Genomic DNA, 24,943 nt, shown 5'->3' on the forward strand with positions numbered 1-24,943 from the left:
CAGACCTGCCCGGGTGGCGCAGCGGCAGACGCGACCGCCTTAAAAGCGGACCCCCGCGGGTTCGAATCCCGCCCCGGGCACCCACCACCCCGCCCCAGGAGGACACCTTGAGCCTCAACCCCATCACCGAAATCCTCCGACACGGCTACTCCCTCGACGACCTCGACCGCCTCACCCGCACCGCCCTAGTCATCGACCGCTGGCGCAACGACATCAACACCGCAGACCGATACGCCGCCATCCACTTCGCCATCACCGAACAGATCCTCACCGCGGACCAGCCGCCCGCCAGCGGCGACCTGATCGCCTGCGGCAGGCAAGCAGCCAACCGCTACGTCCGCACCCAGATGCACCACCACGGCTACGACCAACGCGACGCAGCCGCCGGCCCCCGAGCACTGCCCGGATATCAGCGGTACTGGCAGCAATCCGGCCACACCCCCTGGGACGAACGCCTAGTGGAGTCCCTAACCCTCGCGCAGATCTGGCCGCACCTCACCCTCGCCCAGCAGCAAGCCGTCATGGCCCTCGCTCTCACCGGCGACCACCAGGAAGCCGCCGACTCCCTAGGACTGACGCTGACCGCGTTCTCCGGGCGGCTCAAGAAGGCCCGCGGCCGGGTATTCGCGCTCTGGTACGAGCACGAGACACCACCCCGACGAAGACGACGCGACCAGCGGATCGTGAGCAAGTCCGGGGCCTGCCGAGGCCGCCGACTGCTCACCATGTCGGATCTGGAACGACTACGGGGCATGCGCGCCGTAGGAGCCACCCTCCAGGCCCTTTCCGAGGAGACCGGCTACTCCGCAGGAGCCCTGTGCAACCTGCTCAACGGCAAACGGAAGCCCGCACCAGATCGCCCAGAGTCCCTCGGCTACAGCACTGCATCTGCCACTGGCTGACACACTGCCCAGGTGCCACCCGAACCCGAGCCTGTTGAGGCCGTAGAAACCCCGCCCTGGAAACCAGCCGACGGCCCGCCGCCGGCCGTGCAGACCTGGCCCCGCACCACACGCCCGGCCCTCGTCATCCGCATCCGCGGCCAGTGGCGATGCTGCCCCGTCATCGCGTTGCACCGTTACGAGGACGGCCGACGGGCGGTCCAGGTCGACGTGCACCTCGAGAGTGACACCAGCTACCAGGCCCGCACCTACCGCTGGGACCCGGCCGCGATGAGCGTCGTACACCGCGGCGACCCGCCTCTCGAGCTGTAGCCGGGCCGGCACACGAAACGAGCCCCACCACCCCGTGAAGGGCAGTGGGGCTCTCGAGACGGCACCCTTGGTCAGCGCGGCGGTAACTGGACCTCCGCCAGCCGGGCTAGGAGCAGCGCCCCGCACGGATCCGCCGGCCCAACGTTGCGGCGCAGCAGCTCCAGCAGCCGGTCCGCGGGGAACACCGCAACCCCGCGCACCCGGAACCCGCCGCCGTCCACCGGGGCGTTGTGCACCACGATCAGCGGCGTTACGTGCACGCCACCAAGGGCCTTCGAAACCTGGTCCGTCTCCCACAGAGCGGTATCGACCTGCCGGTCCCGGTCGTGATCACCGTGCGTCAGCCGGCCACCGGCCAGCCGCACCCGGAACCCGAACCGGCCCGACCACAGCTTCGTGTCCAGCGTGAACACCTGCCCGTCCGGCCCGACGAGGACGTGGTCGACGTTCGCTGAACGGCCCACGCGCCGGTCCGGCAGGATGTGCCAGCCCTCGCCGAGCAGCGGCTGGAGCATCGCGTGGGTGCGCTGCTCCCCGATCGAGCCGGCCTCGCAGCGCTCCCGGTGACGGCGCTTGCGGCCCATCTCCGGCGTCTCCACACCCACCGCCGCCACCAGGTGCTGCCACCAGCGCAGGCGCCCCTGCTCGCGGCCCCACGCGGCCGCAGAGGATCCCGCGGTCACCGCTCACCCCCAGTGGCAACCACGCCCGCGGCCACGGCGATCCAGCCCTTGTGCCAGGCCTGGTCGATGCGGTAGCCGGCCTGCGGGTCCCTGGTGAGCCAGCCGCCCTTCCCGACGCGGTGCGCTGCGCGGACGAGACGCGTGGTGGGCTGCGTCTCGGGGTCTTCGGCCCAGCGTCCACCGGACCGGTCCGCGGCGTAGTGGGTGACGGCGGAGACCAGGAGCCCGGCGGTGGCGTAGCGCCAGTTGAGGCGCAGCCCCAGTCCACGGTCCGCGGCCGCCAGGGCGATGGCCTGGGTGAGGGTGTACGAGGCGACGTGCCGGGCGCACGCCACCCGCCCCTCGACACCGTGCTGGCCCTTGGCGACGGCGTCACGGTCCACCTGCACCAGATGGTCGGCAACCTCGTGAGCGGCGGTCAGTGCTGCGTACGCGGCGGAGAACTGTGCGGCACGGGGGTTCATCGGCGGGCCTCCTTGGATCGCCGCGCAACCTGCCACCGGGACCAGGCCGACGCAGTGGACCCTGCGGCCAGCAACACGATGACGTTGGCGAAGAAGAACGTCCACGGCGACACCTGCGACGAGCCGACGACGAGAACCCACACGACGGCGGCGATAGCGCCGACCACGGCTCCGATGCCGATCTCTTGCAGTATCTGCTTCCCGGTTTCGGGCATGACGAGTAGACCCCTTTCAGGGCTGGTGTGACGGTGGGTTACGAATCCCGCTCAGATACTGGCGGGTACGGTTCTCCGGCCCGCGCTACAGGCCAAGTTCGATCAATTGACAGTCACGCAGAGCGGCCAATCGCTGGCCGCATGGCGGAACCCTGGACATCAGCGGCCGTCAGCACGCCCTGCGCCATGGCCAGAGCTACCGCATGGCCTCGGTCTCGAGCCCCCAGACGGGCACGCAGCTGCCGAACCTGCTCGGCGACCGTGTACTCCGGACGCCGCAGGACGGCAGCGATCTCTGAGTTGGTGCGGCCTGATGCGACCATGCGCAGCACCTGCATCTCCTGCGGCAACAGCCTTCGTGCCGGCGTCTTCATCAAGTCGTCCAGGAGGCCCAGTTGGTGGGCACGGTGAATGCACTGGGCCGTGGTCCGCGCGTCCAGCGCCCTTCGAAGGCGGAGTACGTAGCCGCGGACGGTGACCTCGGAGACGCCGAGCTGGTCGGCTATCTCGGGGGTCTTGCTGCCTTCAGCGAGGAGGCGCAGGACGCGGAACTGGACTCGGGGAAGGAGGGGGCGGGGCCCGCCGCTGTTCGGCGACGAGCCCACCTCAACAGGAGCAGTCACGCCGATTCCCCAGCAGCTTGCAACGCGGCCTCGAGCTCCCGAACTCGAGCGACCAACCACGGCACGTCCTCGCGCGCCTGAGCGATGAACTCGGCGTCCGCCTCGATCTGCCGCTGATCGTCCTCCTCGGTCCAGTGCTCGTGCGACTGGTCATTGTCGATCGGGAACTCAATGGTCTGGGCGATCTGGCGGCGGCATCGATACCCGTGACCGGTCTCCCTCAGCCAGGCGGCGATGTCCAGGCGGCCAGTGCCGTCGTTGTAGAAGCCCCACGGCCCCTCGGTGGCGGCCTGGGCACGGCCGTCGATCGCATTGAGCCGGTCGGTGTCGGTCATAGTGTTCTCCTTCATCGGGTTCGGGGGCGTCGGGTCCAGTGGTGGAGGCAGGCGCCTCGGGCGGTGCAGGCGGTGGTGCCGCGGTGGGCGGTGAAGCCGGCCCGACCGGACCGGCCACACCACACGCAGGTGCTCACCCGGCAGCTGTTACGGCGACGGATTCGGTGGCGGCCTTGGCCTGCACGGCAAGGTCCTGCGCCTCGTCCATCCACTGCTCGATGTCTGCGCCAGCTGGGGCCGCAACACTGTGCTTGATCCACGAATAGACGCCCATCTGAGCGGAACCGTGGTCCACCAGATCCCCGTACCAGCCAGCGATAGCGTCGGCCTGCGCCGGGTCTACCTGCGCGAGGCTGTCCAGGAGGCGGGCGGCCAGGGCGGCGACGCCACCAGCTGTGGCCTGCCAGCCGAAGGCAGCCGGGTGCTGCGGCAGTGGGGAGGCGATGCTGCGCAGGTGCATCTGCGCGAGGTCGGTGACGAGTTCGGAGGCGAGGCTGGTCTCGCTTGCCAGGGTGTCGGTCATGGTCAGTTCTCCTTCGGGTTGTGGCGGTTGCGGAGGGCGGTGGTGAACGGGAGCCGGCCGGACGGCCTGGCCTGAGCAGGGACGGTGACAGGCCCTGGCTTCGGGACGGGTGTGCGCGGCGCGTCTTGGGTCGGGGACCACATGCGGATCCACACGCCGCCCGTCCGCCACACCACCTCCAGCCCCACACTGGTGATGTCCAGGGCGGGCCGCTGGTCCCCCGGCTGGTCCAGGGCGATCGTCGCCTCCGTCGCGAAGGAGCGGAGGGTCTTCTCGTCGCCGATGCGGATCGTCAGCATCGGGGTGCCGTCGGGGGCGGTGCTCCGCGTCCAGATCGGCAGGACGGCGGGCAGGCCACGGTTGGTGATGTGCAGCGCCAGCACCTTTTCAGCGTGGAGCCGGGCGTCATTCACGAGGGTCATGGGCGGGCCTTTCTACGTGCAGAGGTCAGGCAGCGGTCTGGCGAGGGCGGGCGGTACGGGCACGGACACGGGGGTGAAGGGCATCGCGGCTGCTCGGGTCGATGCCGATGGCGAGGGCCAGGGCCCAGTAGTGGCCCTCTTGCTCCTCCTCAGTCCACCGGCCCGTCGGCGCCTTCCAGTCCTGCACGCTGCCGGTCGGTACGTCCTCCGCGGGGGCGGGGCAGGCGCGCAGTGCGGACACTGCGGCCTGCGTCTTGCGGGCCTTGTCGACCCGGCGCTGGCAGGCCTGCCGGGCACTGCACACGTGCACCTCAGGGCCACCGAGACCGTCGGTGGGCACGGTGAGGAAGTACCGATCACCGATGCGTCCGCACTGGGCGCAGCTCTTGAGGTCGAGGTCGACAGTGGTGGCGTCCGGGAGGGTGACGAGCATGCAGGTCTCCTGGCGGTGTCAGCGGGGCTGCAAAGAGAGGGCCGCCCCTCGCTGGGGGCTTGGGGCGGCCGTGGAGCCCCGGGGCGGGCTCCGGACTGTGGGTCAGGCGGCCTGCGCGAGGCGCTGCGTGGCGCCGTGCGGTACGGCGGGGAGGTTCTGGACGCGGTAGTCGCCGACGTAGAAGCGGTAGCCGTTGATGCCGTCGTGGCCTGCGGCGTGCACGGGCGTTACGTCGTAGCGGAGGTGGTTCTCCAGTGCCGGCGCGTTGGCGTCGGGGACGTTGAGGTGGATGGTGCCGGGGACGGTGGCGCCGTAGGGGTCGATGAGTCGGAGCTCGCGCATGGCGGCCACCTCCACTTGTTGAGCTGGGCCCGTGTGGTCTGACTCTTAGAGCATCCCACCTTTCTGTTGTGATCGCAACAGAGAAGGCGGAGGGGGTGGCAACACAAAGGCCCGACCCCACACGGGGCCGGGCCTACCTGCACGAACTCCGCTCAGAACGGCACCTCGTCCGAGTACCCGCCCGACGCAGCCGGCGCCGACGACGCCCACGGATCCTCCACAGACGCCGCACCATGAGCCTGCCGCGCCCGCTGAACCTCCTGCCGGCCCTGACCCGAACCGCCGGACTTCGTCACCTTCGCCGTGGCCAGCTTCAAGCTGGGCCCGAAGTCCTCCACATCAAGGTCGAACACCGTGCGCTTCACGCCCTGGTTGTCCTCATACGACCGCTGCTTCAGCCTGCCCTGCACGATGACCCGCATCCCCTTCGACAGACTCTCCGCAGCATGCTCAGCAGCCTGCCGCCACACCGAGCACGACAGGAACAGCGAACCGTCCCGGTCGTCCTCCCACGTGTTCGTATCCCGGTTGAACTTCCTCGGGGTCGACGCCACCCTGAACTTGGCAACCGCCACGCCCGCCGGAGTAAACCTCAACTCAACTTCGTCGACCAGGTTGCCCACGATCGTGATCACGGTTTCGCCGCTCATGCTGCTCTTCTCTCTACTTGATCGATCGAATGGTTGAACTGCTCAGCTGGCCTTGACGAACCCGGCCTGCCCGTTGTGCCACAACGTCCGCGACGCCAAGCACGGCTGCTTCGACACCCGCTTCGGACGGATCGGCCCACCGAACCTCTTGTACGTCTCACCCGCAGCCACATCCGTGACGACCTTCCGGTTCACCCCAAGCTCCATCGCCTGCTCAAGGTCCGTCACGCCCTCCACGGCCCTCTCCCGGATACGCACCACCTGCGCCTCCGTCAGAATCGCCTGGTCCCGCTGAAACTCCCGAGGCACGGGCTCACCGCGCGACTCCAGCTCACTGCGGTAGCGAGCCACGAACCGGTACGTCGTCCCGTACGACTGACTCAACTCCCGGTCGATGTCCTTCCAGGTCAAGCCGCCCTGACAGAACCCGGTGATCTGCTCGGCCCTCTCTTCCTTCGAAAGCCGGCTGTGGACCTTCAGCGGCTGGTCGGGATCGTCACCCAAATACTTCTTGATGGCGTCAGACGCGGTCCGGGCCGAGACGCCCAACCGAGCGGCAACCTCCGCCAGCGACACACCCTCATACCGCCACTCCAGCACCTCTTCCATCCGCGCCAGCACCCGCTCGCCCTTGTTCCGCGGCTTCACCTCAGCCACCGGAGCCGGCGCGGGCTCCACTTCAGTCACGGGCAGCAACTTCACCGCCAGGCGCAGCGTCATCCCCTCCACGCCCCCCCGCTCGGCGAGGTCCTTCACCGTCCGACCGGACACCGTCGACTCGAGGGCGAGCAGCCTGGCTTCCTCGGCGTCGAATTCCCCGTGCAGACGCACCTGCCGGTTCAACCAGTCACGCTGACGCCCTGTGAGGCCAGCACGAACGTTGCTGCGGCCGATGTCGGCCCCCCCTTCGGTGGCCCGCGCATCCCCCAAGCACTCGGCGAAGACCGGGCACTCCATGCACACCTCCCGAGCCTTCTCCTGGAGCTCCTTCGGGGCGTCGTCGTCCCACCACTGGGTGGGCCGGTTGTAGCAGGCGGAGCGGTCCTCCCAAGACGAGCGAAGGGTTTCTGCGCGTCCGGTGGCGCGGCGTGTCTCGTGGGGCGGCGTGTGCGGGGCGACGGTGGTCATTGCGGGGCTCCGTTCAGGGTGTAGAGGCGGATGAGGGCGCCGGGGGCGGAGAGGGCTTCGGGGTGTTCGCCGGGGTAGACCTTGCGGACGGCGAGTTCGGTGATCTGCGAGTCGTCGCGGATGACGCCGGATTCGGAGAGGGAGTCGAGGCAGGCGCGGGCGTGGTGGTCGATGTCTGAGCTGGCGCGGGTGATGGGCCAGGACTGCCGGCGCTTGGGGGCGGTCTTGGGTTTGGGGACGGTGATGGTGATGTCGACTGCGGTGGGGATGTTGGCGTAGAGACCGTGGTCGGGCTTGGGGATACGGCAGGTGAGGCAGATGCCGCCCCAGTCGGTGTAGCCGTGGCAGCCGGTGGTGTCGCGGGTGGCGAGGATGATGGCTCGGCGCCAGGGCTTGAGCTTCTTTTCGTTGGTGTGGCGGGCTCCGCGGCCTTTGCCGTTGAAGCTGATGGCGCCTTGGCCGGCGGGTTCGCCGTGGATGACGATGGCTGCGCGGTGTTCCCAGGTGAGGGAGACGGGTTCGGGGGCGAGGGCGGTCACCGGTTGGCCTCCAGCTGGGCGCGTGCGGCGTTGAGGGCGTCGTCCGTGGGGGTCCAGAAGCCGAGGCGGCCCTTGGCGGGGATGGGCTCGGGCAGGGCGCGGACGTCGTCGAGGGTCCAGTGGTAGGTGCCTTGGAAGGCCCACTCGGAGCAGCAGGGGTCGTTGCCGGTGTCGTAGTGGTAGCCGGTGATGCGGGCGACGGCGATGAAGGCTCCGTAGACGTCGAGGTTCGGGCCGTGGACGGTGGCGCTCTTGTCGGGCTCAGCGCCGGCGTGGATGAGGATGCGGGCCCCGCGGTACTTGTCGGGGAGCTTCCAGGTGCGGTTTTCGACGCGCTTCGACTGGTGGGCGATTGCGCCACTCCATGGCTGGCGGATGGTGAGGGCCTTCATGTGGTGCGCTCCTGGATGTATTGGTGGAGTGGTACGGGGCCGTTGCGGGTGCGGCGGGTGTAGGTGGCTTGGCCGGGCGGGTTGCCGAGGTGGTGGCAGCCGCAGTAGCGGCAGGGGTAGACGCGGAGTGCGGGGCCGCCTCGGCGGCGTATGCCGTTGGCTTCGCGTTTGGCTGCGGCTCGGGTGAGCCACCAGCGTTTGCCGGTGCAGGAGACGTCGCGCTCGTTCATCGGGCGGGCTCCTTGGTCGGTTCGGGGAGGCCGAGGGTTTGGGCGCAGGCGATGCGGGCGTCGCGGTCGTAGGCGGGGTTGTGGATGAAGCTGACGATGAGGGCTGCCCATGTGCGGAGGCGGGCGAGTTCGTCCTCGGCCGCGCGGAGGAGCGCGGTGTGGTCAGTCACCGCGGGCTGCCAGGGCGTGCGCGGCGGGCCCGTCGGGGCGGAGGAGGCAGGTGCCGTCGGCGTCGTGGATGGCGTCGAAGACGGCGTAGATGAACGTGTTGACGTCGGTGCGCAGCTGCTCGGCGGTCTGCGTCCAGTCGGTGATCTCGCCGAGGGCCTTGGCGGCGTTGTAGGGGTGCTGGTTGTAGTGGAAGTCGGCGAGGACGTAGCCGGTGTGGTGGGCGAGTCGCCAGGTGGCGCCGTTTCGGTAGACGTAGAGGCCGTCGGTGTCGGTGGGGTACGCCTGGACCGGAATGGGGCCGGCGCTGGTCTGGAGGGTGAGCGTTCGGGTGTCGGTCATGCGCTGCTCCTGGTGGTCGGGGCGGGTGCCGGCGGTGTGGGCCGCCCGGCGGGTGGGGCTCGGGTCACGCGGTCTGGGTCTCGTCGGGATGCGGGATGCCGGGGAGCTGGACGCAGGTGTCAACGTCGGCGTCGAGGCAGTGACGCAGTTCCGCGAGGCGGCCGTCGTTGACGCTGAGGCGCTGCTGGATGCGGTCGAACTCGTAGGCCATGGCGAGTTCGGGGGTCATGGCGGTGTCGGTGGTGGGCTTCTTCGGGGTGGTGGCGGCCATGTCAGTCATCTCCGTTGATCACTGAGGGTGGGTGTGGTGGTGCGGGGTTCAGCTGGCGGGCTGGTACAGGTCGTTGGCCGCGGTGTAGGCGAGGTCGGCGGAGAGCCACTCGGCGGCGTAGGCGTCCTCGATGTAGGCCTGGTAGCCGCGGCAGTAGGCGGCGGTGTACTTGCTGGCGCCGGCCTGGGTGGTGCCGCTGATGCGGGGGTCGCGGTAGCACTCCAGCCGGTGTTCGAGCTCGGGGAGGGTGGTGCGCTCTGTGTGGTGCTCGTCGTTGGCGTCGCCGCGTCCGAGGTGCTCGTCGAGGATCTGGTCGGGGGTGGTGGGCTTGGGGAGGGTGAAGGCGAAGTTCTCCATGGCGGGTGCTCCTGCGGGTGTCAGGCGGCGAGGGCGCGCGGGGCGTCGAGGGTGTCGGCGGTGCGGAGGATGCGGCCGATGACCTCGGCCTCGGTGGGCGGCTGCTCGTCAGAGAACTGGGGGGTGCTGGCCCAGCGGGAAACGTGCTGCACGTACTCGGCGACCGTGTGGTCATCCGTGATCTGGATGAAGGGCGGTTCGGTGTCGAGGGCGTTGGAGAGGACGCGGATGGCCTGCATGGTGGGGGCGCTGCACTCGATGAGGCGGAGGGAGGCGTCTTCGTCCCTCTGGAACACGCTGGGGCCCTTGCCTTCGGCGGCGATGTAGATGGCGGCGCAGACGTCCAGCGGGGCGTGGAGGGAGCTGAAGCTCTCGCTCAGGCCTGCGAATTGGGGGCCGGTGTGGAGGCCGTAGGTCCCGATGAGGCGGGCGGCTTGCTGAAGGATGCGGGCGGTTTCGGACATGGCGGGTCTCCGTTCGTGCAGGTGGTGGTCCGGCCCGGCCGGGGGAGCTACTGCCGGCGGGTGTCTGGGTGGGGGCCGCGGGGTGTTCGACCGGGGCCGGGCCGGACGTTGGGGGCGTGGGACTCAGTCGCCGTAGTGGCGGTGGTCCTTGACGCAGGCGGGGCACTGGGGGCGCTGGACGTTCCCGTCGAGGTACTCGGCGCAGGCCTTGAACGCGGTGATGCGGTCGCAGGCGTCCGGGCAGTCGATGCAAGAGCACTGGACGAGGATGTCGCCGGCGGGGAGGTCGATGCCGAGGAACTGGGCGGCGGTGGCGTGGGCCAGGACGAGCTCGGCCGCGACGTTGGCGCCGGCGTGGGCGGCCTGCTCCAGGTCGTAGGTCAGCTCTTCGACGGTGTTCCAGCCGGTCTGCTGGATGGGGGTGAGGTCTCGGTGGGAGATGGCGGTGCGGTGGGTGCGCACGGGCCTGTCCAGGGTGATGCTCATGGTCAGCTCCAGGAGCTAGTACTCGGCGGGGAGTTGGGTCCTCGCCTTGTCGGCTCTGCCAGCATGACAGTTTTCTGTGGTGATCGCAACAGAAACTACGAATGGGCATGAGAAAGCCCCGACCCACCCCCCGGGCCGGGGCTCAATCACAGACGTCCATGCAGGTCAGCGCTGATGCGCCTCCGCCAACATCCGCTCGTACTCATCCCGCTGCACCAGCAGGACATCGGAGAAGCACACGTAATCCACTCTCCCGATGCGCTTCGTCAGGACCCCGTGGCGGTTGATCCAGCGCCTCAAGGTGCTCTGCGACGCCGGGTATCCGGTGTCCTTGAGCAGGAGGACGGCTTCCTTGAGGGTGACGAGGTCGCCGGTGACGGACTCTGGCGTGATGACGGACAGGGCCATTGGCCACTACTCCCTTTTCGGGGGCCGTCGTTTTCGCAGCGCCGAGCCGGCCGAAACGGGTAATGCGGGTGTGGTGCAGCAGCAGTCGTGCCAGGTGGTGCGGGCAGTGCGTCAGGTCGCTGTCCGCCTCCGCTCTGCCTGGGTGGCGATGTGGTGGTGGGCGAGCTGGGACAGCGTCCATGTGCTGCGTCTACCCGCCGCGTCGGAGCAGTACCGGTTCACGCACGCCGCTCGCTGGGCGGGCCGGGACCAGAACAGTCCCCACGTCCGACAGGCAGGGCAGGCATGGCGGCGGATGACCTTCTCCTCCCCCGCCCGCAGTGCGTGCTCGAGGCCCTGCCGGTAAGCGAGCGCCTCATGGACGCGGCGCCGGTCTTCGTCGAGCTGAGGGGTGGCGTCGACCATCCACTGGTAGATGCCCTCGTCGAGCGGTGCGGGCCCGGCTGCCGGGTTGGCGTCGCGTACGGCGGCGACGATTTCGGCGCGGGATGCCTCAAGGTGGTCGAGGAGCCCAAGGTCGATCGGGGCCGGCGCGTGGGCTGGTTTGGCGCGGCTGGGGCTCGTGTCGCCTTTGCGGGCGAGGGGCCCGGATATCTCTCGCAGGGTCCGCATGTGGGCCGCTGCTGTGGCGCTGGTGTCTGCGTTGCCCATATGGTCCCCATCCATCTGCCTGCGGCCTGGGGGCGCACTGGGGGCAGGTGGGGCTGCGTGCATGCGCCGTGGCCGGAGCTGATCACTCCCGGTTAGCGTCCGGATGCTCAATGATGGCACGAGTTAGTCGCGTATTGAACGGCTTCGGGCAAGTCCGCAGGTGGGCGAAAATGTTGATGCGAAACGGTCACAAAGGGTGGATCTATAGGGGTTACTGACGCCCTGAAGGGGTTACAGAGCGTCGGGCGCGTTGCACGCCGCGAGGAGCATGTTGCGCGGGGCGTCGAGGGCTCCGTCGGGGACGGTGCCTCGGGCGTGCGCCCCCTCGAGGAAGCTGATCGCCAGGTGCAGGGCGATGCGGTAGGCCTCCGCTGTCGCCGGGTCCGTGAGCGTCCGGTCGAACTCCTGGTACAGGGCCTCGGCGTGCGCGGCGAGGCGTTCCAGTGCCGGGTCGGACGGTTGGGTGGCCACCCTCAAAGTGTCGCCGCTGCGGCGTCGCCTGGTGCGCCGGTGGAGGTCGATCACGTCGGCATCCGCGGTTGCCACGGTCGTGATGGCGGTGGGCGGGAGTGTGGGCGGTGGCGTGGTGCCGGCCGCCTCAGGTCCGGGCATGGGCTCTCCACTCGGCAGCGTTGGGAAGGGAGGTCGGTCGGGCCTGGTGCTGCCGGAGACCGGGCCAGAGTGCCACTGTGACACCAAAGCGGGCCGACAGGTTAGGTGGGGCTCAGTATTTGGCACGTCTGTGACTACGCAGGCGACGGATTCCGGCCGCCGACGGTCCGCGGGTATGAGAACGCCCCCGGCTGTGCGGTGGCCGGAGTTTTGCCGACAACAGCTACCGCAGCGCCGGGGGCGCGAGACCTCAGGGCGTGGCCCGTCAGTGACGGCAGTCTAGCCCGGATACGGTTCAGGCTGGTCGGGCCCATCCCCCCTTTTTCGTCCAGCGCACGTGCGGGGTGGCGGGGTAGGGGCCGCTCCCCTACCGCGGCCGCCCGCCCCACCACGACAGGCAGCACCACCCAAGCAACCCGGGCTCGCCGCCGACGTGAAGGGGCCGGTCGGCTTGTCACTCGGGTGGGGGACGGAGAAACCCCGGCAGTCTGGCGTGATCTGGATGGGTGGGGCGACCGGCCCGAAACGCAGAAAACGGCCCCGCTCCCCCACCGTGGCGGTGAGAGAACGGGGCCGCTTGGCGATCGGGCCCGTCAGGAGGACTCGGCGCCCTCCTTGGTCAGCTCTCGCAGCAGCGCGTGATACGCCTCGGGCTGGTGCTCTCGCATAGCAGCCATCCAAACGCGGCCACCCTGGGCGAAGGCATCGCTGGACATCTTCAGACGCAGATGCTGAACGACGTAGAAGGGCTCGTCGTATGGCAGCTGTCGCGGTTGACTGCCCTTGCCCGGCGTCGGCGTGGCCGCTTCACCGGCCTCTTCCCCCAGCTCCTGGCCCCCTGTCTCCTCGTCGGCCGAAGGGTTGGGCTCTCCAGAGCCTTGGCCTGCATCGGATGAAGGTTGGGCACCGGGATGATCACGCCGTGATAGTTGGGCTGGCACGTCGACAGGGGAGGCCTCTCCGCCGTTGTCGTCGCTCCCGCCACTTTTTAGCGCGCTAAAACTGGAACCGTCCGAGGCGGCTGACTCCGCAGATGGCCCCTCTCCCTTACCTGCCACAGGCGACTTCGGGGCAGCCCCGCCCGGATTCCCCTTGCTCTTCTTGGCTTCTTGGCGAGCCTTCTCCAGCTGCTCGCGGCGCACGAGCTCGACCCTCCACTCTGCAACCTGCTCACCGGCTGGCAGGCCAGCAATGCGGTACCCCTCGCGTTGGGGCATCTCGCCACTGCTCACCAGCATCTGAAGGTCGGGAACCAACTTCAGCATCTTGCGCTGCTGACTGACCCACCCCGCAGACTTCCCGTAGTGCGCAGCGACAGCGCCAACACCGTCAAGCTCTTGAACCATGGTGTCGATACCGAGTGCCCGCTCGATCGGGTCCAGGTCATCGCGGTCGTTGTTCTCGGAGAGGACCGCATCGAGGAAGTCGGCTCTGGAGCTGGCAACCTCTTCCCGGTGGACGACCCATAGCTTCTCGAGCCCAACTTCCTTGCTGGCTCGATAGCGGCGCTCCCCGTTCGCAATGACGTAGCTGGCGTCACCAACCAGCTCGGCCTCGTCTGGCCAGAGCTTGAGGTATGCCGTCCGGGAGACGACGACCGCTGGTTGCAGCTGCCGCTTCTTCAGGACCTCGCCGAACTCGCAGAGCTGTTCCTTGTTCCCGAAGTTCCGGCGAGGGTTGAACCGAGTGGGCACCAGCTTGGTCAAGGGCATGTGCAGCAGCGTCAGGTCGCTGCTGCCTGGGACTTCCTCGACCTGGTCGCCGGCCAGTGAGGCGAGGCTTGTACGGCGACCCATTAGGCGGCGCCTCCGTAGCCGAGCTCAATGGCGAGGCGGTAGAAGTCTTCTCGCGCCTCCATGGAGACCCGGTTCTTCGGGTACTGGGTAACGACTCGGCCGTCGACGGATGCGCGGGTGTGGACCTTGTAGCGACGGATCACGGTCCGGGCTACGGGCCATCCCTTGGCTTCGATGTACGCCTGGGTGTCCTCGAGGTCGGCTTTGCCGTCGCGCGGGTCCCAGTTGTTGATGACGACGCGGTAGGGCAGGCCGGTGGGCTTGATGACGCGTTCGACGGTTCGGGCGGTGGGGTCGAAGGCCAGGCCTTCAGGGGGCATGGGCACCAGTACGTCGTCGGCGTACTTGAGGGCTTCGAGGAGGAGGTTCTCGTCCTGGAGGCTGCCCGGGGTGTCGATGAAGACGTGTTCCAAGCCGCGGTCGCTGTGGGCAAGGACGTCCGCGACGACTGCTGCGAGGTTCATCGTCTTGGTGGTCTTGCCGACGCCGCCCTTCTGGTTGGCGATGACGTGGACCTTGGCCTTCGTGGTGGCGAGGGCAGCGAGGTTCTCGGGAGTCTCGTGCTCCTGAGAGAAGTCGAACGGCAGTTGGTCGCCGATTCGGTTGGCCCACCAGACGGTGGAGGCCTGTGGGTCGATGGATACGACGTAGACGCTGGAAGGCATGTGCTCTCCGTGTGATTCCCGTGTTCCGGTACTACGGACAGGGCGAATCATCGCAGATGCACTGGTGGAGATCTTCTTTGGCGGTCTCTCGGAGTGGCGGTCGGTTTTAGCGCGCTAAAACGGCGAGGGCTCGGGGACAAGCTGAGGTTCGCAACCGGACATCGGAGACCTAGATGCGACTCCAATTGGAGTCATCTCGGTGCCTCCCTGCCCTCGGCGCTCGATTTAGCGCGCTAAATCATGCCGTGATGTGCCGTACGGCCAGGCCCATGGCACGGGCTCGGCGGAGGCAGTCCGCCGTCATGCCGTGCGTTGGAAGGCGGTGCGGATTTCGGGGATGCTGCCAGCTTCACGGTCGGCCTTGTGTTCGCGGGCAAGGCGGCGGATGAGCTGGTCTCGTTCGGCGCGGTTCTTCGCCTCGAGGTCGTCGGCGAACCACACGGCTTCGGCGTGCTCGTCGTCAGGCTCGCGGTGCGTGCGCATGGCCGCGGTCTGCCGTTCGGCGGCGGCCCGGGTGCGCTGCTGGACATCGGTCTCGGTTCGCGCGGTTGCCTTGATGGCTTCGAAGGCGGCGCGGTAGCCAGGGGACGCGGTGTCGCGGGTCTTAACCGGGCCTAGGGCCACTGGCTCTTGGGTGAGCTCCGGGGCTGCCGGCTGGCCGCTGCTGAGGGGGCCGACGCGCTCGAGGCGGATCGCCCGTACAGGGGCGCCCTGCTTCTGGAGGCTGGTGACGAGCTGCTGGCCGAACATGCGGAGGAAGCTGGCGGCCGCGTCGGAGGACGGCTTGAGGGTGAGGCAGCCGCGGGTCTTGTCGTAGGAGGTGGGCTCCACCTTCCCGCAGAGTTCGGTGGGGCAGAGCTCGTTCCAGCGGTCGCGGAGGCTGCTGCCCTTGATGCCGGTCTGCCAGTCCTGGTCGGTGCTGAGGGTTTCGACGACGCTACCGAGCCCTACGGGATCCCGCCCGGTCCCGCGTCGGACTATCCGGGGGCGCTTGGGATTGTTGGACTGTTTGTTGGCGGGGATGGCCCAGGTGGACTTCTTGTAGGCGGCGAGGGCTTCGCGGCAGATGTCCTTGCCGGACGGCTCAGGCATGGGCGGTCTCCTGTTCGGCCTGGTTGCGGTTGACTGCGGCGTTCGTGTAGAGCCGGCGGGCCTGGTGTTCGCCGATGAGGTCGATGGCGAGGCCGATGACGCTGGGGTCCTTGGCGGCGGCGGCGCGCATGTCGATGACCTCGTCGCGGGTCAGGTCTTCGAGTGCGACGATCGGGCTGTCGGCGGAGTACTCGCCGATGCATTCCTCGTCGGTGGCCGGGCGCGGCTGGGTACGGCGGAAGGCCTCTGCGACGAGCTCCTGGACGTGGGCGCTGGATGGGCCGGGGCCGAAGGTCTCGTACTGGGTGGCGTCGTGTTCGGCGCGGGTGGCCTGCCGGGATTCCCGCCACGCATTCAGGCATTCCTGCCGGGCCTGCGGGGTGCGGAGGATGCGGGTGGCGCCCTTGAGGCGGCGGGCGAGGACGCCGGTGGGGCGGCGCATGCCGTCGGCGGGGCCGAGGGCGAACTGGTCGAGGTAGGCGCGGGTCTCGTCTGCGGACCATCCGGCGTCGGCGACTTCGCGGGCTACCCATGCGACGCGGGCGGTGTTGGTGTTGCCGAGCCACGGGATGGTCTGGATGAGTTCCTGGGCGAGCTGGTAGCGGCGGCCGACGCGGTTGAGGGCACGACGGGCCCGCTGCTTAGGGATCTGGGGAGTGGGGGAATCGCTGGTCCCGCTGGCGAGCTTGTTCTCAGGGGGATAGGTAGATGTACCCGCAGAGGAAGAGCCAGAGGTACCACCCTGCATTGGGGTGCAACGGCCCTTCCGCGTCCGGCGAGTGCGGCGGGTCTTGCGGGCGGCCTTCTTCGACAGCTTTCCGAGCTCGTCGCGGTGCTCGGGTGCGGCGCCGACGATGCGGCGGGCGGGGCCTTCGCCGACGGTCCGGATGCCGTGTGCCTCGTCGTAGGCGAAGGGGACGACCCGCTCGTACACGGATGCCTGCGCGCCGACGCCGGAGACCCGGGTGCCTTTGGAGCGGTACGCCAGCAGCCCGGCTTCGCGGAGCATGCCCAGGTGGTATTCGACGGTCCGCTCGCTGGCTTTGAGGAGCCGCATGAGGAAGGCGATGCCGGGCCGGCACTCGGTGAGGTGGGCGAGGGTGCGGGCGAGGCGGAGGGTGGTGTCGTTCATGCTGCGGGGGCCGTGAGCGCTGCTGGGGGTGTAGCGCTTGTGCTTGGGGTCGGCGGCCCAGTGGACGGCCATGAGCCAGTCGTGCCCGTCGGTGATGCGGCCGGTGGTGGTGGAGACCCACTGATGGCTGGGTGCGACACGGAGTGCCGCGGCCGGGCCCTGGTTGCACTGTCCGGGGAGGGAAATCCGGGGCGAATCGCCTGTTTCGGCATCGCTGAGCTGACAAGAGGTGTGAACGTCGTGCACTATGTACTCGCTTCCGTCATTGCGGGAGGGCACGCAAAAGCCCCCTCGTGTGCGGGGGTGGGTGTCGGAACCCAGTCGCTCTGGTAGGAGCCGGTCGCCAAACCGGATCTGTCCCGGAGCCTTAGCCCGGTCGCCAAACCGGGCCGTTGCAGAAGGCCGCGCACGGTGCGCCAACACCAGCGGCCAGCGGTAGAGGAAGCCCCGAGGGGCAAGACCTCCCGCTAGGTAGGACCTACGTCAATTGATCTCCATCAGTCGGTGGGGCATTGCCCGGTGCGGTCCCGACGACCATGTACGTCGTGGTCTCGGCGACGATGCGCATCGGAATCTGAGGGAAGCGCTTCTTGAGCTGACGCATGCGCTTCTGGGTGTCCGCGATTTCCTCGGAGGCGCTGGACATCATGGTCCAGGCGTCAGCGTCCCAACCCTCGACGCGGTATCGCTGCGTCATGCGGTTGCCGAGGTACCCGGGGCACTCATCGAGGCTGTCGCAGTGTTCGCAGCAGTCGCCAGGGCGGTGCTGGGTGGGGTCGACGTACGCCTGCTGCGGGGCGAGGTACTCCTCGCCGCCGGCGGTCACGCGATGGTCTTGGTAGTGGTGACAGGGTCTCCGCTCGGGCCCGCCGGTGTGATCTTCACGGCGGTGGCTGGAGTCCCACTGTCTGATAGCCCGGATCCCCGGGTACTCTGAGCCATATCGCTGGCCTTTCGTAGCTGTGGCTGGCGGTGGCCGGGTTCGCCCCCGGCAACGGCCCCGCCTTGATCCCGGTTACCAGCCGGGGGAGCGGGGCCGCTCCATTTGTCTTGTGTGCGTCATCAGAACCTGAATGGTCGTCTGGCGCAGGCACCAGCCTACCGGTTGAACTGTTCACGCCTCCACCCTTCAGCAAGTCGTGTCGATAACTGTTGATTAGGTCGTATGACCAGCTCATCGGGTCATCCCTTCGGTGGGCCCGGTTGTCCTATACTTTTGGGACGTAAATAACGGTGTCCAGCGCAGGTCAGCGGCCTGCGGCTTTGAACGACCGAATCAGCCAGCACGAAGGAACTCCGTTTCTCCGGTGGTGGGTTGGGTGTCGGGTAGTTCCAGGATGTCTGCGTGTTTGCGGTCGGGGCTGTTGGATCGTGCGCGGCTTGCGGCGGTGCGGCAGCGGGGGCAGCGGCAGGCGTGGTTGATGTAGGTGCTGACGCGTCCGTGCGCGAGGCGTTCGGGGGCGAACCGCGCGGACCGGCCCACGGTCTTGGCGTCGGTGAGGGCAGCAGCGAAGGCGCGGTTACGGGCGGCGAGCTGACTGGGCGTCTTCCGCCCCACCCCGACCTTGGCTGCGGCTTCCCCGACGTGGACGCCGTCAGCGACGAGCCGCAGGAACTCCGCCTGCAGCGTCTCGTCGAAGACGACGGGCCGTCCCCGCCCCGCGGCGGTCACTGCTCGTCTCCCCACCAGGGCAGGTCCTCGTCGGTGTGCTGACCGCGGCCGCACTGCGCGGCGGTGGCCACGCTGGCACCCATGGCCTGATAGCCGGCCTCGTCCAGGGCGTCCCGGAGCCGGTCCAGCATTGCGGGGTTCCACTGTGGCCGGAGCATGGCCTTGCCTGCCCAGATGCCGACGACCAGGGCCATGTTCCAGATCGCCTGCACCGCGTCCTCGGGTACGTCGGGGAACAGCGCGGTGGGCAGGCGGTCGGGGCGCCCGGCGTGGTTGAGGAGCCCTGCGTCGAGTACGCCGGCGATGACGGCGGCTGAGCGGAGGTTGCGATTGTGCAGCTGGGCGTCGACCGCGGCTACGTCCAGCGCGGGCGAGGGTGTGGTCCTGGCTGGGGCCGTGGGCGTGGGGAGTTGGGGGGTGGTGGTCACGTGACGGCCTCCAGAACGGGGTGGGCGGGGAGGGCGAGGGGCTGCGCTACCCAGACGATGTGAATCTCCCGGCGGGCCGGGGCGGACGCCGTGCGCGGTGGGGCAGGCTGGCGGGGGACGCGCGGCAGGTGCTCCAGGCCGGGCAGGACCAGCTGGATCGTCATGCGCAGCGCGATCCGCCGCTGCCTGCTCCCGTCCGTGTTCGGTGCGGCGGGCACCGGGTGCATGCCGTCCGGGCGGATCCGGGCGCGCTTGGGCAGCACCCCCAGCTCGGCGGCCCGCGCCAGGAGCTCCCCGCGGCTGGCGACGTCCTTGTCCAGGCCGAGGAGGCCGGTGAGGATCGCCCTGTGCCAGTTGGCGGTGCGCACGTCCATGCCGGCCCGGTACGCCACCAGCTCCTCGTCGGACTCCCGCGCCAACGCCGCCAATACGGCCTGCTTCTGCGGGGTCCGGGCCTCGTCGAGCCGTGGATCCCCCGCCGCGAGGGCGACCGTGGGCTCGGCCGTGCGGCGGCGTGCGATCAGGTCCCGGTGTCGCTCCAGGGACCGCATGCCGCCGAGGACGCCCTCGGGCTCGGCGAGCTTGCCGTCGGGGGTCTCGGCCAGGCCGTACGCCCGGCACTGCGCCAGCACCGGACACGAGGCGCACACCGCGGCCGCGGCCTTCTCCCGCGCTATCCGCACCGACGGCGCCTCACCGTCGTCCTCCGTATACGGCAACCACGCATCGACACCCAGCTCCAGGTCCCCCTGCGCCCGCGTCGGCTCGTCCAGGTCCGGGGCACAGCCGCGGTAGGCGTAGTGCCGGTGCTCCGTCAGGTTCATCCAGGCTCGGCGTGCTTCATGCATGGCCGTCCCCCTCCCTCTCCCCGCGAAGGGCGCTATCAACGACGGAAGCCGCGGCCTGAAGGACCGCGGCTTCCCGTTCCTGCTTCGTGAGCTCTTGTCTGACGTGCCGGGCAAGTGCTTGGACTTCCCGGGCTTGGGCTGCCTCTGTGAGGCGGCGGGTGGCGCGTTCGGCGGTGAGTTGGCGGCGCTGCCACCACCACGCAACCAACAGGCCGGCGGTGAGGAGGAGCGCCAGGATCACGGGTGTGAGCATGGCGCTCACCTCCTACGTAGTGACGTGGGGATGGGGGTCGGGTGCCGGTGAATACCAGGTCTCGTACAGGTCGTGCACGAGGGTTTCGGCGGTGACGATGGCCAGGTCCGCGGCGGCAGCCTCACGGGCGAGGCTCCGGCCCGTGCTGCGCAGGTGTCGGCGCTCCCACAGCACCCGGTACGCGGCCGCGCACCCGGTATGGAGCGCGGCCAGGACCAGCAGCGGGGATACGACCAGCGTCACCAGAGCAACAGCGGCGGATTCGAGCAGTCGGCGGAACACAACAGCACCTCCCTCGGGAGCGGTACGGGTATCTGCCCGGGGCACGCCTCGGGCGCGGCCTGCGGTTCGGGCTTCTTCTTGGCGGGCTTCGCGGGTGGGGGCGGAGGGCCGACCGTGGCGGCCGGCACCTCCATCCCCTCCACGTCGAGCTGGCGAGCCGGCATCAGTGCCAGTAGCTCTCGCGTCGTCGGGAGCGGGAACCGCTGGTGTCACTGGTGTGAGCGGACCGGCATCGGTGGTCGCAAAAGGCCGCGTCGGCCCGCTTGCGCAGCCTTCGGTGGAAGCCGCCCTGAGAGACGCACGGCTGCTTGTTCGTCTGGCAGTCGAGGCACCAATCGATGGGGTCGATGTAGTCGCCGCACCAGGCACAGTGTCGTGTTCCGTCGCCGTAGAGAATGGCCTGGGCGGCGGAAGCGACCAGCCGGCGGGCCATCAGGCGGCGTTCCTCTCCTGCTTGCCAGCTTCAAGGGCGTCGATGCGGCCCTGCATCAGGTCGCCGAGCTTCACCGAGCCGTTCTTGGCCGGGACCATCACGTCCAGTACGCCGAGCTTTCGCCCTTCGAGCAGGTTCTGCCGCATGCCGTCGACGTTCTTCCAGCTGTTGCTGACTTTTTCCATCAGCGCCTCCAACGGCTCAGGCGACTCACCTTCAGCAGACGGGGCTGGCTGGACGCCATGCTCGGCAGCTACCTGCGCCGCCGCCTGCGGAGCCTCCTCCGCCTTCTTCGCCTCGCGCTCCGCGGCCTCAGCCTTCAGATGCTTGCCGCGGGCCACGATCAGCTCGCCGAGGGTGGTCTCCCCATCCGGTCCGGCGACGGTGGCGTCCAGCAGCCCATCGGCCTTCGCTTCCGCGTGCATCGCGGCCAGCGCCCCAGGGTTGTGCCACACGGCGCCCTTGCGAAGCCGCTCCATGTACCCGTCTGCGGGGCTGCGGTGCCCCACCGGGTGGTCCCGGTCCCCGTCATCCAGGGACTTCGCGTCGACCGGAATCATGAAGGTGTGAATCAGCGCGTACTTCAGGGCCGCGGACATCGCCTTGTTGGACGCCTTGTCGGCGACGTCGGACGCCTCGCCCATCGTGACCGCGCGCACGGAGTCGCCGGCGGGGCCGTAGAAGTGGAAGGCGACGCGCATGCGGACCGCGTTCATCTTGCCGCGGGACTCCGACTCGCAGTCCAGGACCTCGGGCGTCATGAAGACGCCGTGGTCGCGGAGCGGCTGGGCGAGGGCGGCGATGGCGTCGTCGACTCCGCGGAAGCTGTAGTTCTGGGAGTTGTTGCGGCCGTTCTTTCCGACGTTGCGGACGTCGCGCATGACCAGGGCCATGGCCTGGTGGATGGTGGGCTGGGCCTGGTTTTGGGTGTGCTGAGTGGGGCCCTCCGCAGAAGCGGGGGCCTGGGCCGTGTTGGACACGTGAGGTCTCCTCGGTATGGGGTTGTGGTGGTGCTGCGGGGCCCGGCCGGTGTCGGCGTCCGGACCAGACCCCGCCGGGTGCTATTTGCCCTTCGCCTTTGTGGCCGTGGGCATCGGCAGGACGTGCAGCAGGTAGGCCTTGACGATCTGTGTGGTCTTCGGCGCCCAGTCCAGCTCGCCGGCGTCCTTCAGTTCCTTGCCGCGGGCGTCGGCTTGGGCGCGCAGGTCCTTGTCGAGGGCGACGTTCAGCGTGACACTGTCGCGCTCATCAGGGTTGGTGGCAGCGCGCTGCGGACGCTCCGGGACGTACTTGCCAGCGATGAACAGGCGCAGGCCCTCCTCGGCGAGGTCGGATAGGGCTACGCCCTTGGCTTCGGCGGCCTGGTGCAGGTGCGTGCGCAGGGAACGCTCCATGTGGATCGACTTGTTGGGCGATAGCTTGCTGACCGCGGTGGGTTCGGTGCGGCGCAGCTTGCTCCAGCCGTTGGGGGCCAGTGCCTCGTCGATGGCTTCTGCGGCGTCCGCGAGGACACCAGGGTCGGGGGTGCCGGGTTCGCGGAGCTTGGCGGCGGCGGTGGTCAGGCGCTGGCGGAGGTTGCTCGGCACGGTGCGGGGTCCTCTCGGCGGTGAGCGCCGTTCGGACCTGGGGCGGTTCGGCGGGCGCGTGGGGGCGTTTCGCACCAGTGTCCTCCTGCTGTCTGTTGTGATCGCAATAGGGGTTGCGGTCACGTTGGGCGGGTGGCGGCGGTTGCCGGTGTCACCACCATAACGCACTTTCTGTTGCGATCACAACGGTTAAGGGCTACGGTGGGCACCACACCAACCAAAGCGGGGACACGATGCGACACACCAACCGCCACATCCACGCCGCACTCACCACCAGCCTCTCCGCCGCACACGCCACCCTCGGCCGCCTCGCCCACCTCCGCTACACCCTCACCACCACCCACCGCGTACAGATCGCCTACCGCAAGGAAAACGGCGAGACGTCCGTACGCATCGTCGAACCGGACAAGGTCTGGCGTTCCAAGGCCGGGGACTGGTGCCTCCGCGCCCACGACCTCCTCCGCGACGCCTCCCGCACCTTCCGCCTCGACCGCATCACCGCACTGGAGACCGCCTGACAGGCCCTCCGCGACACGGCACCATCACCTTGAAGCAGAGGAGAACAGAATGAGCACCAAGCGACCCAGCAAGGCGTGGCGAATCGTCATCGGCACTGACATCTACCCGCAGCGTTCCGAAACCGCCACCCGGGACGCCGTGGCCGAGCACAAAGCCACTACCTCGGCAAACCGCATCGTCATTCAGAAGTGGGGTGCCGGTTCGTGGAGTGAGTGGCTGCGATGGAACCGTACCGAGGGCGGCAACTGGGTCGCCCAGTAACGACGAAGGCCACCGCCCGAAGGTGGTGGCCTGAACATGCGACGCGTACAACGCGGACAGTGTACCCGAGGAACTGACCACACCGCCACCAACACCCGCAAGGAGCACCACATGGCCACCGAGACACAGCTGCACCTGGTCATCAGCAAGCCCGAGCCCGGAGAATGGCTCGACCGACTCGATGTCGTCGAGGCCCTGGAAACAGCGGGGTGGACCGGCGATGCCGACATGCCGCTCAGCATCCTGCGCCACCCGTCCGGAGCTGTCTGGGCCTTGGCGAATGGATCCGGCGACTCCGGGCTCGACTGCCCGAACGGCGCGGTCATCGAGTTCCCCAGCGACACCCCCACCATCGTCGTCGTCGCGGCCTGCCTGGCTGCGGCCGAGACACCCAGGCCGTGACTTCCCGCCCCGCTCAGCAGCCGTCCCTGCCCGACATCCCCGAGCAGGGACGCCGCCGTATCTGGTGCCGGCGCGAACTGCACGACCCCGACAGCCGCACGCGAGGCTGGGGAAGGGAGTGCGACCCGGCCAACACGACCCAGCACCGCGACCATGGCGTCGACCAGGACACCATCCCCGGCACCTGAAGGAGACCGCCGTGACTACCGCGATCGACCAGCATGAAGACCCCTTCGGCCCCTACGAGTACGTAGAACAGTCCGACCGATGCCGCGGCGCGGAAGGCGACTGCTGCCCGCTCTACGGCCCCCCACGGTGCACCGGACGCCAAAGCACCTGCCGTTGCACGTGTCCCGCATGCTGCGGCGACACTCCCGACGTGTGGGGCGCCCCGGTTTACTGACTCAACGGGCACGGTCAGCCGCGTCGCAACGCCCTGTACGCCGCGTTTGCCGCCGACGCAGCCTTCCAGCACGCCTCGCACCGGCACCTGTAATTCCGGTACGTCGACTCCCGCCCATGCACCGCAAACCCCGGCACTCCCGGATGCGGCCCATCCGCCCACCGCGGCGGCCGCTCCACAGGCTCATCGAACCGGCCCCGGACCTCCGCCAACTCCGGCACCAACGCCTCCACATCCACCGCCCGACGCAACGCCTCCGGAGTCGTCGGCAACGGCACCCACGGCCCCAGCTCAGCCTGCTCCCACTGGCCGGCCAGGACTGCGTTCAACCGCTCGATCGCCCGCTGATGCCCCTCACGAAAACCCCACGCCCGCAACGGCATCCCAGCCTCGTACGTGAGCGGTTCACCGTCCTCGCCGTACCCCGTCGTGGTCGCCGCAACGGTCACCCACAGCGCCCCGTGGTCCGAACCCTCCAGGCCCGCCACCAGCCCATCCCGGAACCCCAGCCACTGCCGCAACGCCTCCACCGTCCCCGGCCGCAGCGGCAGCGTCGCCTCCACTATCGGCAGATGCGCCGCATTCTGCGTGTGATACACCGCCCGGATCCGCCCCGGCTCCAACTCCAGGTCATCCAGCGTCCGGGACACCATCGCCCCCGTCTGCATGCCCGTATCGAGGATCACCCCGACCACCGCCAGGGCCCGAGCCGACTGCGCATCCGCCGGCGAGCGTGCCGCCCAGTCCGCGAGCTTGCGGTACACCGCCGCAGCCTGCCGCTCCGACACCCGCTCGGCCCCCGACTCCCGCGCCACCCTCGGCAACACCACCGCCACATCGGCTTCCTCGCCGAGGATCTTCAGGCAGTCCCTGAGCGTCGCGCGCGACGGCCACGACAAGGGCGTACCCACCAGGCCCGGCTTCCGGGGGTCCCGGAACACCCCCTCACCCGCCAGCTCCAAGAACGCATCGACGGCCTGCGGCGACAGCAGACGCTTCGCAGACCTGCCGCACCCCTCGGGCATCCCCTCATGCTCGACCGCGGCCGCGAGCTGCTTGACCGTCGCCCGCAGCTGCCGGGCCCGCGACACCGACACCTGCCGGCCCCGCCGCAACGGCGGCCGCGCCTCCCACCGCGCAGGGTCCCGCGGCGCCACCCGCTCCACCAACGCCTCAAGCCGCCGCACCGCCGGCGCCTGCTGCTCGGTCATCGTGTTCT

The 24,943-nt window shown here is 69.1% G+C and carries 42 protein-coding genes and 1 tRNA gene; 7 read left to right on the forward strand and 36 right to left on the reverse strand.

Annotated features, from left to right (window positions below):
• Positions 1 to 7: 7 nt before the first annotated feature.
• From ACGFR7_RS33085 to ACGFR7_RS33095, 3 genes are all read left to right on the forward strand, one after another.
• Positions 8 to 80: transfer RNA gene (locus ACGFR7_RS33085), tRNA-Leu, on the forward strand.
• Positions 81 to 107: 27 nt separating this feature from the next.
• Positions 108 to 902, forward strand: coding sequence for a hypothetical protein (locus tag ACGFR7_RS33090; RefSeq protein WP_393326396.1), 795 nt, complete (start codon positions 108 to 110; stop codon positions 900 to 902).
• Between the two features lie 12 nt (positions 903 to 914).
• Positions 915 to 1,214 (forward strand): hypothetical protein, encoded by a 300-nt coding sequence (locus tag ACGFR7_RS33095; RefSeq protein WP_393326399.1) that lies wholly within the window; start codon positions 915 to 917, stop codon positions 1,212 to 1,214.
• A gap of 71 nt (positions 1,215 to 1,285) precedes the next feature.
• On the opposite strand, the gene ACGFR7_RS33100 is transcribed toward ACGFR7_RS33095, so the two are convergent.
• From ACGFR7_RS33100 to ACGFR7_RS33270, 35 genes are all read right to left on the reverse strand, one after another.
• Entirely contained in the window at positions 1,286 to 1,897 is a 612-nt protein-coding gene (locus tag ACGFR7_RS33100; RefSeq protein WP_393326402.1) for a nuclease-related domain-containing protein, read from the reverse strand.
• Positions 1,894 to 2,361 (reverse strand): hypothetical protein, encoded by a 468-nt coding sequence (locus ACGFR7_RS33105; RefSeq protein WP_393326405.1) that lies wholly within the window; start codon positions 2,359 to 2,361, stop codon positions 1,894 to 1,896. The genes ACGFR7_RS33100 and ACGFR7_RS33105 overlap by 4 nt, the downstream gene beginning before the upstream one ends.
• Positions 2,358 to 2,576 carry a hypothetical protein gene (locus tag ACGFR7_RS33110; RefSeq protein ID WP_393326407.1) on the reverse strand — a complete coding sequence of 73 codons (219 nt, stop codon included), beginning with the start codon at positions 2,574 to 2,576 and terminating at the stop codon, positions 2,358 to 2,360. The genes ACGFR7_RS33105 and ACGFR7_RS33110 overlap by 4 nt, the downstream gene beginning before the upstream one ends.
• A gap of 113 nt (positions 2,577 to 2,689) precedes the next feature.
• Positions 2,690 to 3,199 carry a response regulator transcription factor gene (locus ACGFR7_RS33115; RefSeq protein WP_393326409.1) on the reverse strand — a complete coding sequence of 170 codons (510 nt, stop codon included), beginning with the start codon at positions 3,197 to 3,199 and terminating at the stop codon, positions 2,690 to 2,692.
• Positions 3,196 to 3,534, reverse strand: a complete 339-nt coding sequence (locus ACGFR7_RS33120; protein ID WP_393326413.1) for a hypothetical protein — start codon at positions 3,532 to 3,534, stop codon at positions 3,196 to 3,198. Before ACGFR7_RS33120 ends, ACGFR7_RS33115 begins: the two co-directional genes overlap by 4 nt.
• 133 nt (positions 3,535 to 3,667) lie before the next feature.
• Positions 3,668 to 4,057 carry a hypothetical protein gene (locus ACGFR7_RS33125; protein WP_393326416.1) on the reverse strand — a complete coding sequence of 130 codons (390 nt, stop codon included), beginning with the start codon at positions 4,055 to 4,057 and terminating at the stop codon, positions 3,668 to 3,670.
• A 2-nt stretch (positions 4,058 to 4,059) separates the two neighbouring features.
• Positions 4,060 to 4,479, reverse strand: coding sequence for a hypothetical protein (locus tag ACGFR7_RS33130; protein ID WP_393326419.1), 420 nt, complete (start codon positions 4,477 to 4,479; stop codon positions 4,060 to 4,062).
• 25 nt (positions 4,480 to 4,504) lie between these two features.
• Positions 4,505 to 4,912: a hypothetical protein gene (locus tag ACGFR7_RS33135; RefSeq protein ID WP_393326422.1), complete on the reverse strand. Its 408-nt coding sequence runs from the start codon at positions 4,910 to 4,912 to the stop codon at positions 4,505 to 4,507.
• Positions 4,913 to 5,014: 102 nt separating this feature from the next.
• Positions 5,015 to 5,254, reverse strand: coding sequence for a hypothetical protein (locus tag ACGFR7_RS33140; RefSeq protein WP_393326424.1), 240 nt, complete (start codon positions 5,252 to 5,254; stop codon positions 5,015 to 5,017).
• Positions 5,255 to 5,406: 152 nt separating this feature from the next.
• Positions 5,407 to 5,904 (reverse strand): single-stranded DNA-binding protein, encoded by a 498-nt coding sequence (locus tag ACGFR7_RS33145; RefSeq protein WP_393326425.1) that lies wholly within the window; start codon positions 5,902 to 5,904, stop codon positions 5,407 to 5,409.
• Positions 5,905 to 5,946: 42 nt separating this feature from the next.
• Positions 5,947 to 7,032 carry a helix-turn-helix domain-containing protein gene (locus ACGFR7_RS33150; protein WP_393326428.1) on the reverse strand — a complete coding sequence of 362 codons (1,086 nt, stop codon included), beginning with the start codon at positions 7,030 to 7,032 and terminating at the stop codon, positions 5,947 to 5,949.
• The gene (locus tag ACGFR7_RS33155) at positions 7,029 to 7,571 is read right to left on the reverse strand and encodes a RusA family crossover junction endodeoxyribonuclease (RefSeq protein ID WP_393326431.1); all 543 of its coding nucleotides are present in this window, start codon (positions 7,569 to 7,571) and stop codon (positions 7,029 to 7,031) included. The genes ACGFR7_RS33150 and ACGFR7_RS33155 overlap by 4 nt, the downstream gene beginning before the upstream one ends.
• Positions 7,568 to 7,963 (reverse strand): hypothetical protein, encoded by a 396-nt coding sequence (locus tag ACGFR7_RS33160; protein WP_393326434.1) that lies wholly within the window; start codon positions 7,961 to 7,963, stop codon positions 7,568 to 7,570. Before ACGFR7_RS33160 ends, ACGFR7_RS33155 begins: the two co-directional genes overlap by 4 nt.
• On the reverse strand, positions 7,960 to 8,193 hold the full coding sequence (locus ACGFR7_RS33165; RefSeq protein ID WP_393326436.1) for a hypothetical protein: 234 nt from the start codon (positions 8,191 to 8,193) through the stop codon (positions 7,960 to 7,962). Before ACGFR7_RS33165 ends, ACGFR7_RS33160 begins: the two co-directional genes overlap by 4 nt.
• Positions 8,190 to 8,363 carry a hypothetical protein gene (locus tag ACGFR7_RS33170; protein WP_393326439.1) on the reverse strand — a complete coding sequence of 58 codons (174 nt, stop codon included), beginning with the start codon at positions 8,361 to 8,363 and terminating at the stop codon, positions 8,190 to 8,192. Before ACGFR7_RS33170 ends, ACGFR7_RS33165 begins: the two co-directional genes overlap by 4 nt.
• On the reverse strand, positions 8,356 to 8,703 hold the full coding sequence (locus ACGFR7_RS33175) for a hypothetical protein (RefSeq protein WP_393326442.1): 348 nt from the start codon (positions 8,701 to 8,703) through the stop codon (positions 8,356 to 8,358). The genes ACGFR7_RS33170 and ACGFR7_RS33175 overlap by 8 nt, the downstream gene beginning before the upstream one ends.
• Positions 8,704 to 8,767: 64 nt before the next feature.
• The gene (locus ACGFR7_RS33180; RefSeq protein ID WP_393326445.1) at positions 8,768 to 8,974 is read right to left on the reverse strand and encodes a hypothetical protein; all 207 of its coding nucleotides are present in this window, start codon (positions 8,972 to 8,974) and stop codon (positions 8,768 to 8,770) included.
• Positions 8,975 to 9,022: 48 nt separating this feature from the next.
• Positions 9,023 to 9,331 carry a hypothetical protein gene (locus tag ACGFR7_RS33185; protein WP_393326448.1) on the reverse strand — a complete coding sequence of 103 codons (309 nt, stop codon included), beginning with the start codon at positions 9,329 to 9,331 and terminating at the stop codon, positions 9,023 to 9,025.
• Between the two features lie 20 nt (positions 9,332 to 9,351).
• Complete coding sequence (locus ACGFR7_RS33190; protein ID WP_393326451.1) at positions 9,352 to 9,795, reverse strand: hypothetical protein; 444 nt, start codon at positions 9,793 to 9,795, stop codon at positions 9,352 to 9,354.
• Positions 9,796 to 9,918: 123 nt separating this feature from the next.
• Positions 9,919 to 10,281, reverse strand: a complete 363-nt coding sequence (locus tag ACGFR7_RS33195; RefSeq protein ID WP_393326453.1) for a hypothetical protein — start codon at positions 10,279 to 10,281, stop codon at positions 9,919 to 9,921.
• A 165-nt stretch (positions 10,282 to 10,446) separates the two neighbouring features.
• Complete coding sequence (locus tag ACGFR7_RS33200) at positions 10,447 to 10,689, reverse strand: hypothetical protein (protein WP_393326456.1); 243 nt, start codon at positions 10,687 to 10,689, stop codon at positions 10,447 to 10,449.
• A gap of 111 nt (positions 10,690 to 10,800) precedes the next feature.
• Positions 10,801 to 11,340: a hypothetical protein gene (locus ACGFR7_RS33205; RefSeq protein WP_393326459.1), complete on the reverse strand. Its 540-nt coding sequence runs from the start codon at positions 11,338 to 11,340 to the stop codon at positions 10,801 to 10,803.
• Positions 11,341 to 11,571: 231 nt separating this feature from the next.
• Positions 11,572 to 11,952, reverse strand: coding sequence for a hypothetical protein (locus ACGFR7_RS33210; RefSeq protein ID WP_393326462.1), 381 nt, complete (start codon positions 11,950 to 11,952; stop codon positions 11,572 to 11,574).
• A 593-nt stretch (positions 11,953 to 12,545) separates the two neighbouring features.
• On the reverse strand, positions 12,546 to 13,748 hold the full coding sequence (locus ACGFR7_RS33215) for a ParB/RepB/Spo0J family partition protein (protein WP_393326465.1): 1,203 nt from the start codon (positions 13,746 to 13,748) through the stop codon (positions 12,546 to 12,548).
• The gene (locus tag ACGFR7_RS33220) at positions 13,748 to 14,413 is read right to left on the reverse strand and encodes a ParA family protein (protein ID WP_393326468.1); all 666 of its coding nucleotides are present in this window, start codon (positions 14,411 to 14,413) and stop codon (positions 13,748 to 13,750) included. Before ACGFR7_RS33220 ends, ACGFR7_RS33215 begins: the two co-directional genes overlap by 1 nt.
• A gap of 300 nt (positions 14,414 to 14,713) precedes the next feature.
• Positions 14,714 to 15,505 (reverse strand): DciA family protein, encoded by a 792-nt coding sequence (locus ACGFR7_RS33225; protein ID WP_393326471.1) that lies wholly within the window; start codon positions 15,503 to 15,505, stop codon positions 14,714 to 14,716.
• Complete coding sequence (locus ACGFR7_RS33230; protein WP_393326474.1) at positions 15,498 to 16,916, reverse strand: winged helix-turn-helix domain-containing protein; 1,419 nt, start codon at positions 16,914 to 16,916, stop codon at positions 15,498 to 15,500. The genes ACGFR7_RS33225 and ACGFR7_RS33230 overlap by 8 nt, the downstream gene beginning before the upstream one ends.
• A 199-nt stretch (positions 16,917 to 17,115) precedes the next feature.
• Positions 17,116 to 17,463, reverse strand: a complete 348-nt coding sequence (locus tag ACGFR7_RS33235) for a hypothetical protein (protein ID WP_393326476.1) — start codon at positions 17,461 to 17,463, stop codon at positions 17,116 to 17,118.
• Positions 17,464 to 17,913: 450 nt separating this feature from the next.
• Entirely contained in the window at positions 17,914 to 18,309 is a 396-nt protein-coding gene (locus ACGFR7_RS33240; RefSeq protein WP_393326479.1) for a hypothetical protein, read from the reverse strand.
• Positions 18,306 to 18,737, reverse strand: coding sequence for a hypothetical protein (locus ACGFR7_RS33245; RefSeq protein ID WP_393326482.1), 432 nt, complete (start codon positions 18,735 to 18,737; stop codon positions 18,306 to 18,308). The genes ACGFR7_RS33240 and ACGFR7_RS33245 overlap by 4 nt, the downstream gene beginning before the upstream one ends.
• Positions 18,734 to 19,585, reverse strand: a complete 852-nt coding sequence (locus ACGFR7_RS33250; RefSeq protein WP_393326485.1) for a WhiB family transcriptional regulator — start codon at positions 19,583 to 19,585, stop codon at positions 18,734 to 18,736. The genes ACGFR7_RS33245 and ACGFR7_RS33250 overlap by 4 nt, the downstream gene beginning before the upstream one ends.
• A 265-nt stretch (positions 19,586 to 19,850) precedes the next feature.
• A complete protein-coding gene (locus ACGFR7_RS33255) occupies positions 19,851 to 20,120 on the reverse strand; it encodes a hypothetical protein (RefSeq protein WP_393326488.1) in 270 nt (89 codons plus the stop codon).
• Positions 20,078 to 20,284: a hypothetical protein gene (locus ACGFR7_RS33260; protein ID WP_393326491.1), complete on the reverse strand. Its 207-nt coding sequence runs from the start codon at positions 20,282 to 20,284 to the stop codon at positions 20,078 to 20,080. Before ACGFR7_RS33260 ends, ACGFR7_RS33255 begins: the two co-directional genes overlap by 43 nt.
• A 268-nt stretch (positions 20,285 to 20,552) precedes the next feature.
• Positions 20,553 to 21,533: an ERF family protein gene (locus ACGFR7_RS33265; RefSeq protein WP_393326494.1), complete on the reverse strand. Its 981-nt coding sequence runs from the start codon at positions 21,531 to 21,533 to the stop codon at positions 20,553 to 20,555.
• Positions 21,534 to 21,614: 81 nt separating this feature from the next.
• Positions 21,615 to 22,139: a hypothetical protein gene (locus ACGFR7_RS33270; RefSeq protein WP_393326497.1), complete on the reverse strand. Its 525-nt coding sequence runs from the start codon at positions 22,137 to 22,139 to the stop codon at positions 21,615 to 21,617.
• Positions 22,140 to 22,372: 233 nt separating this feature from the next.
• On the opposite strand from ACGFR7_RS33270, the gene ACGFR7_RS33275 reads away from it, so the two are divergent.
• From ACGFR7_RS33275 to ACGFR7_RS33290, 4 genes are all read left to right on the forward strand, one after another.
• Positions 22,373 to 22,657, forward strand: coding sequence for a WYL domain-containing protein (locus ACGFR7_RS33275; protein ID WP_393326500.1), 285 nt, complete (start codon positions 22,373 to 22,375; stop codon positions 22,655 to 22,657).
• Between the two features lie 49 nt (positions 22,658 to 22,706).
• The gene (locus ACGFR7_RS33280; RefSeq protein ID WP_393326503.1) at positions 22,707 to 22,919 is read left to right on the forward strand and encodes a hypothetical protein; all 213 of its coding nucleotides are present in this window, start codon (positions 22,707 to 22,709) and stop codon (positions 22,917 to 22,919) included.
• A gap of 111 nt (positions 22,920 to 23,030) precedes the next feature.
• On the forward strand, positions 23,031 to 23,321 hold the full coding sequence (locus ACGFR7_RS33285; RefSeq protein ID WP_393326506.1) for a hypothetical protein: 291 nt from the start codon (positions 23,031 to 23,033) through the stop codon (positions 23,319 to 23,321).
• Entirely contained in the window at positions 23,318 to 23,509 is a 192-nt protein-coding gene (locus ACGFR7_RS33290; protein WP_393326508.1) for a hypothetical protein, read from the forward strand. The genes ACGFR7_RS33285 and ACGFR7_RS33290 overlap by 4 nt, the downstream gene beginning before the upstream one ends.
• A gap of 229 nt (positions 23,510 to 23,738) precedes the next feature.
• Here the strand turns inward: ACGFR7_RS33290 and ACGFR7_RS33295 are convergent, their stop codons facing one another.
• The gene (locus tag ACGFR7_RS33295; protein WP_393326511.1) at positions 23,739 to 24,935 is read right to left on the reverse strand and encodes a hypothetical protein; all 1,197 of its coding nucleotides are present in this window, start codon (positions 24,933 to 24,935) and stop codon (positions 23,739 to 23,741) included.
• Positions 24,936 to 24,943: the final 8 nt, after the last annotated feature.

This window comes from Streptomyces sp. NPDC048516 (assembly GCF_043199875.1).
Classification (GTDB): domain Bacteria; phylum Actinomycetota; class Actinomycetes; order Streptomycetales; family Streptomycetaceae; genus Streptomyces.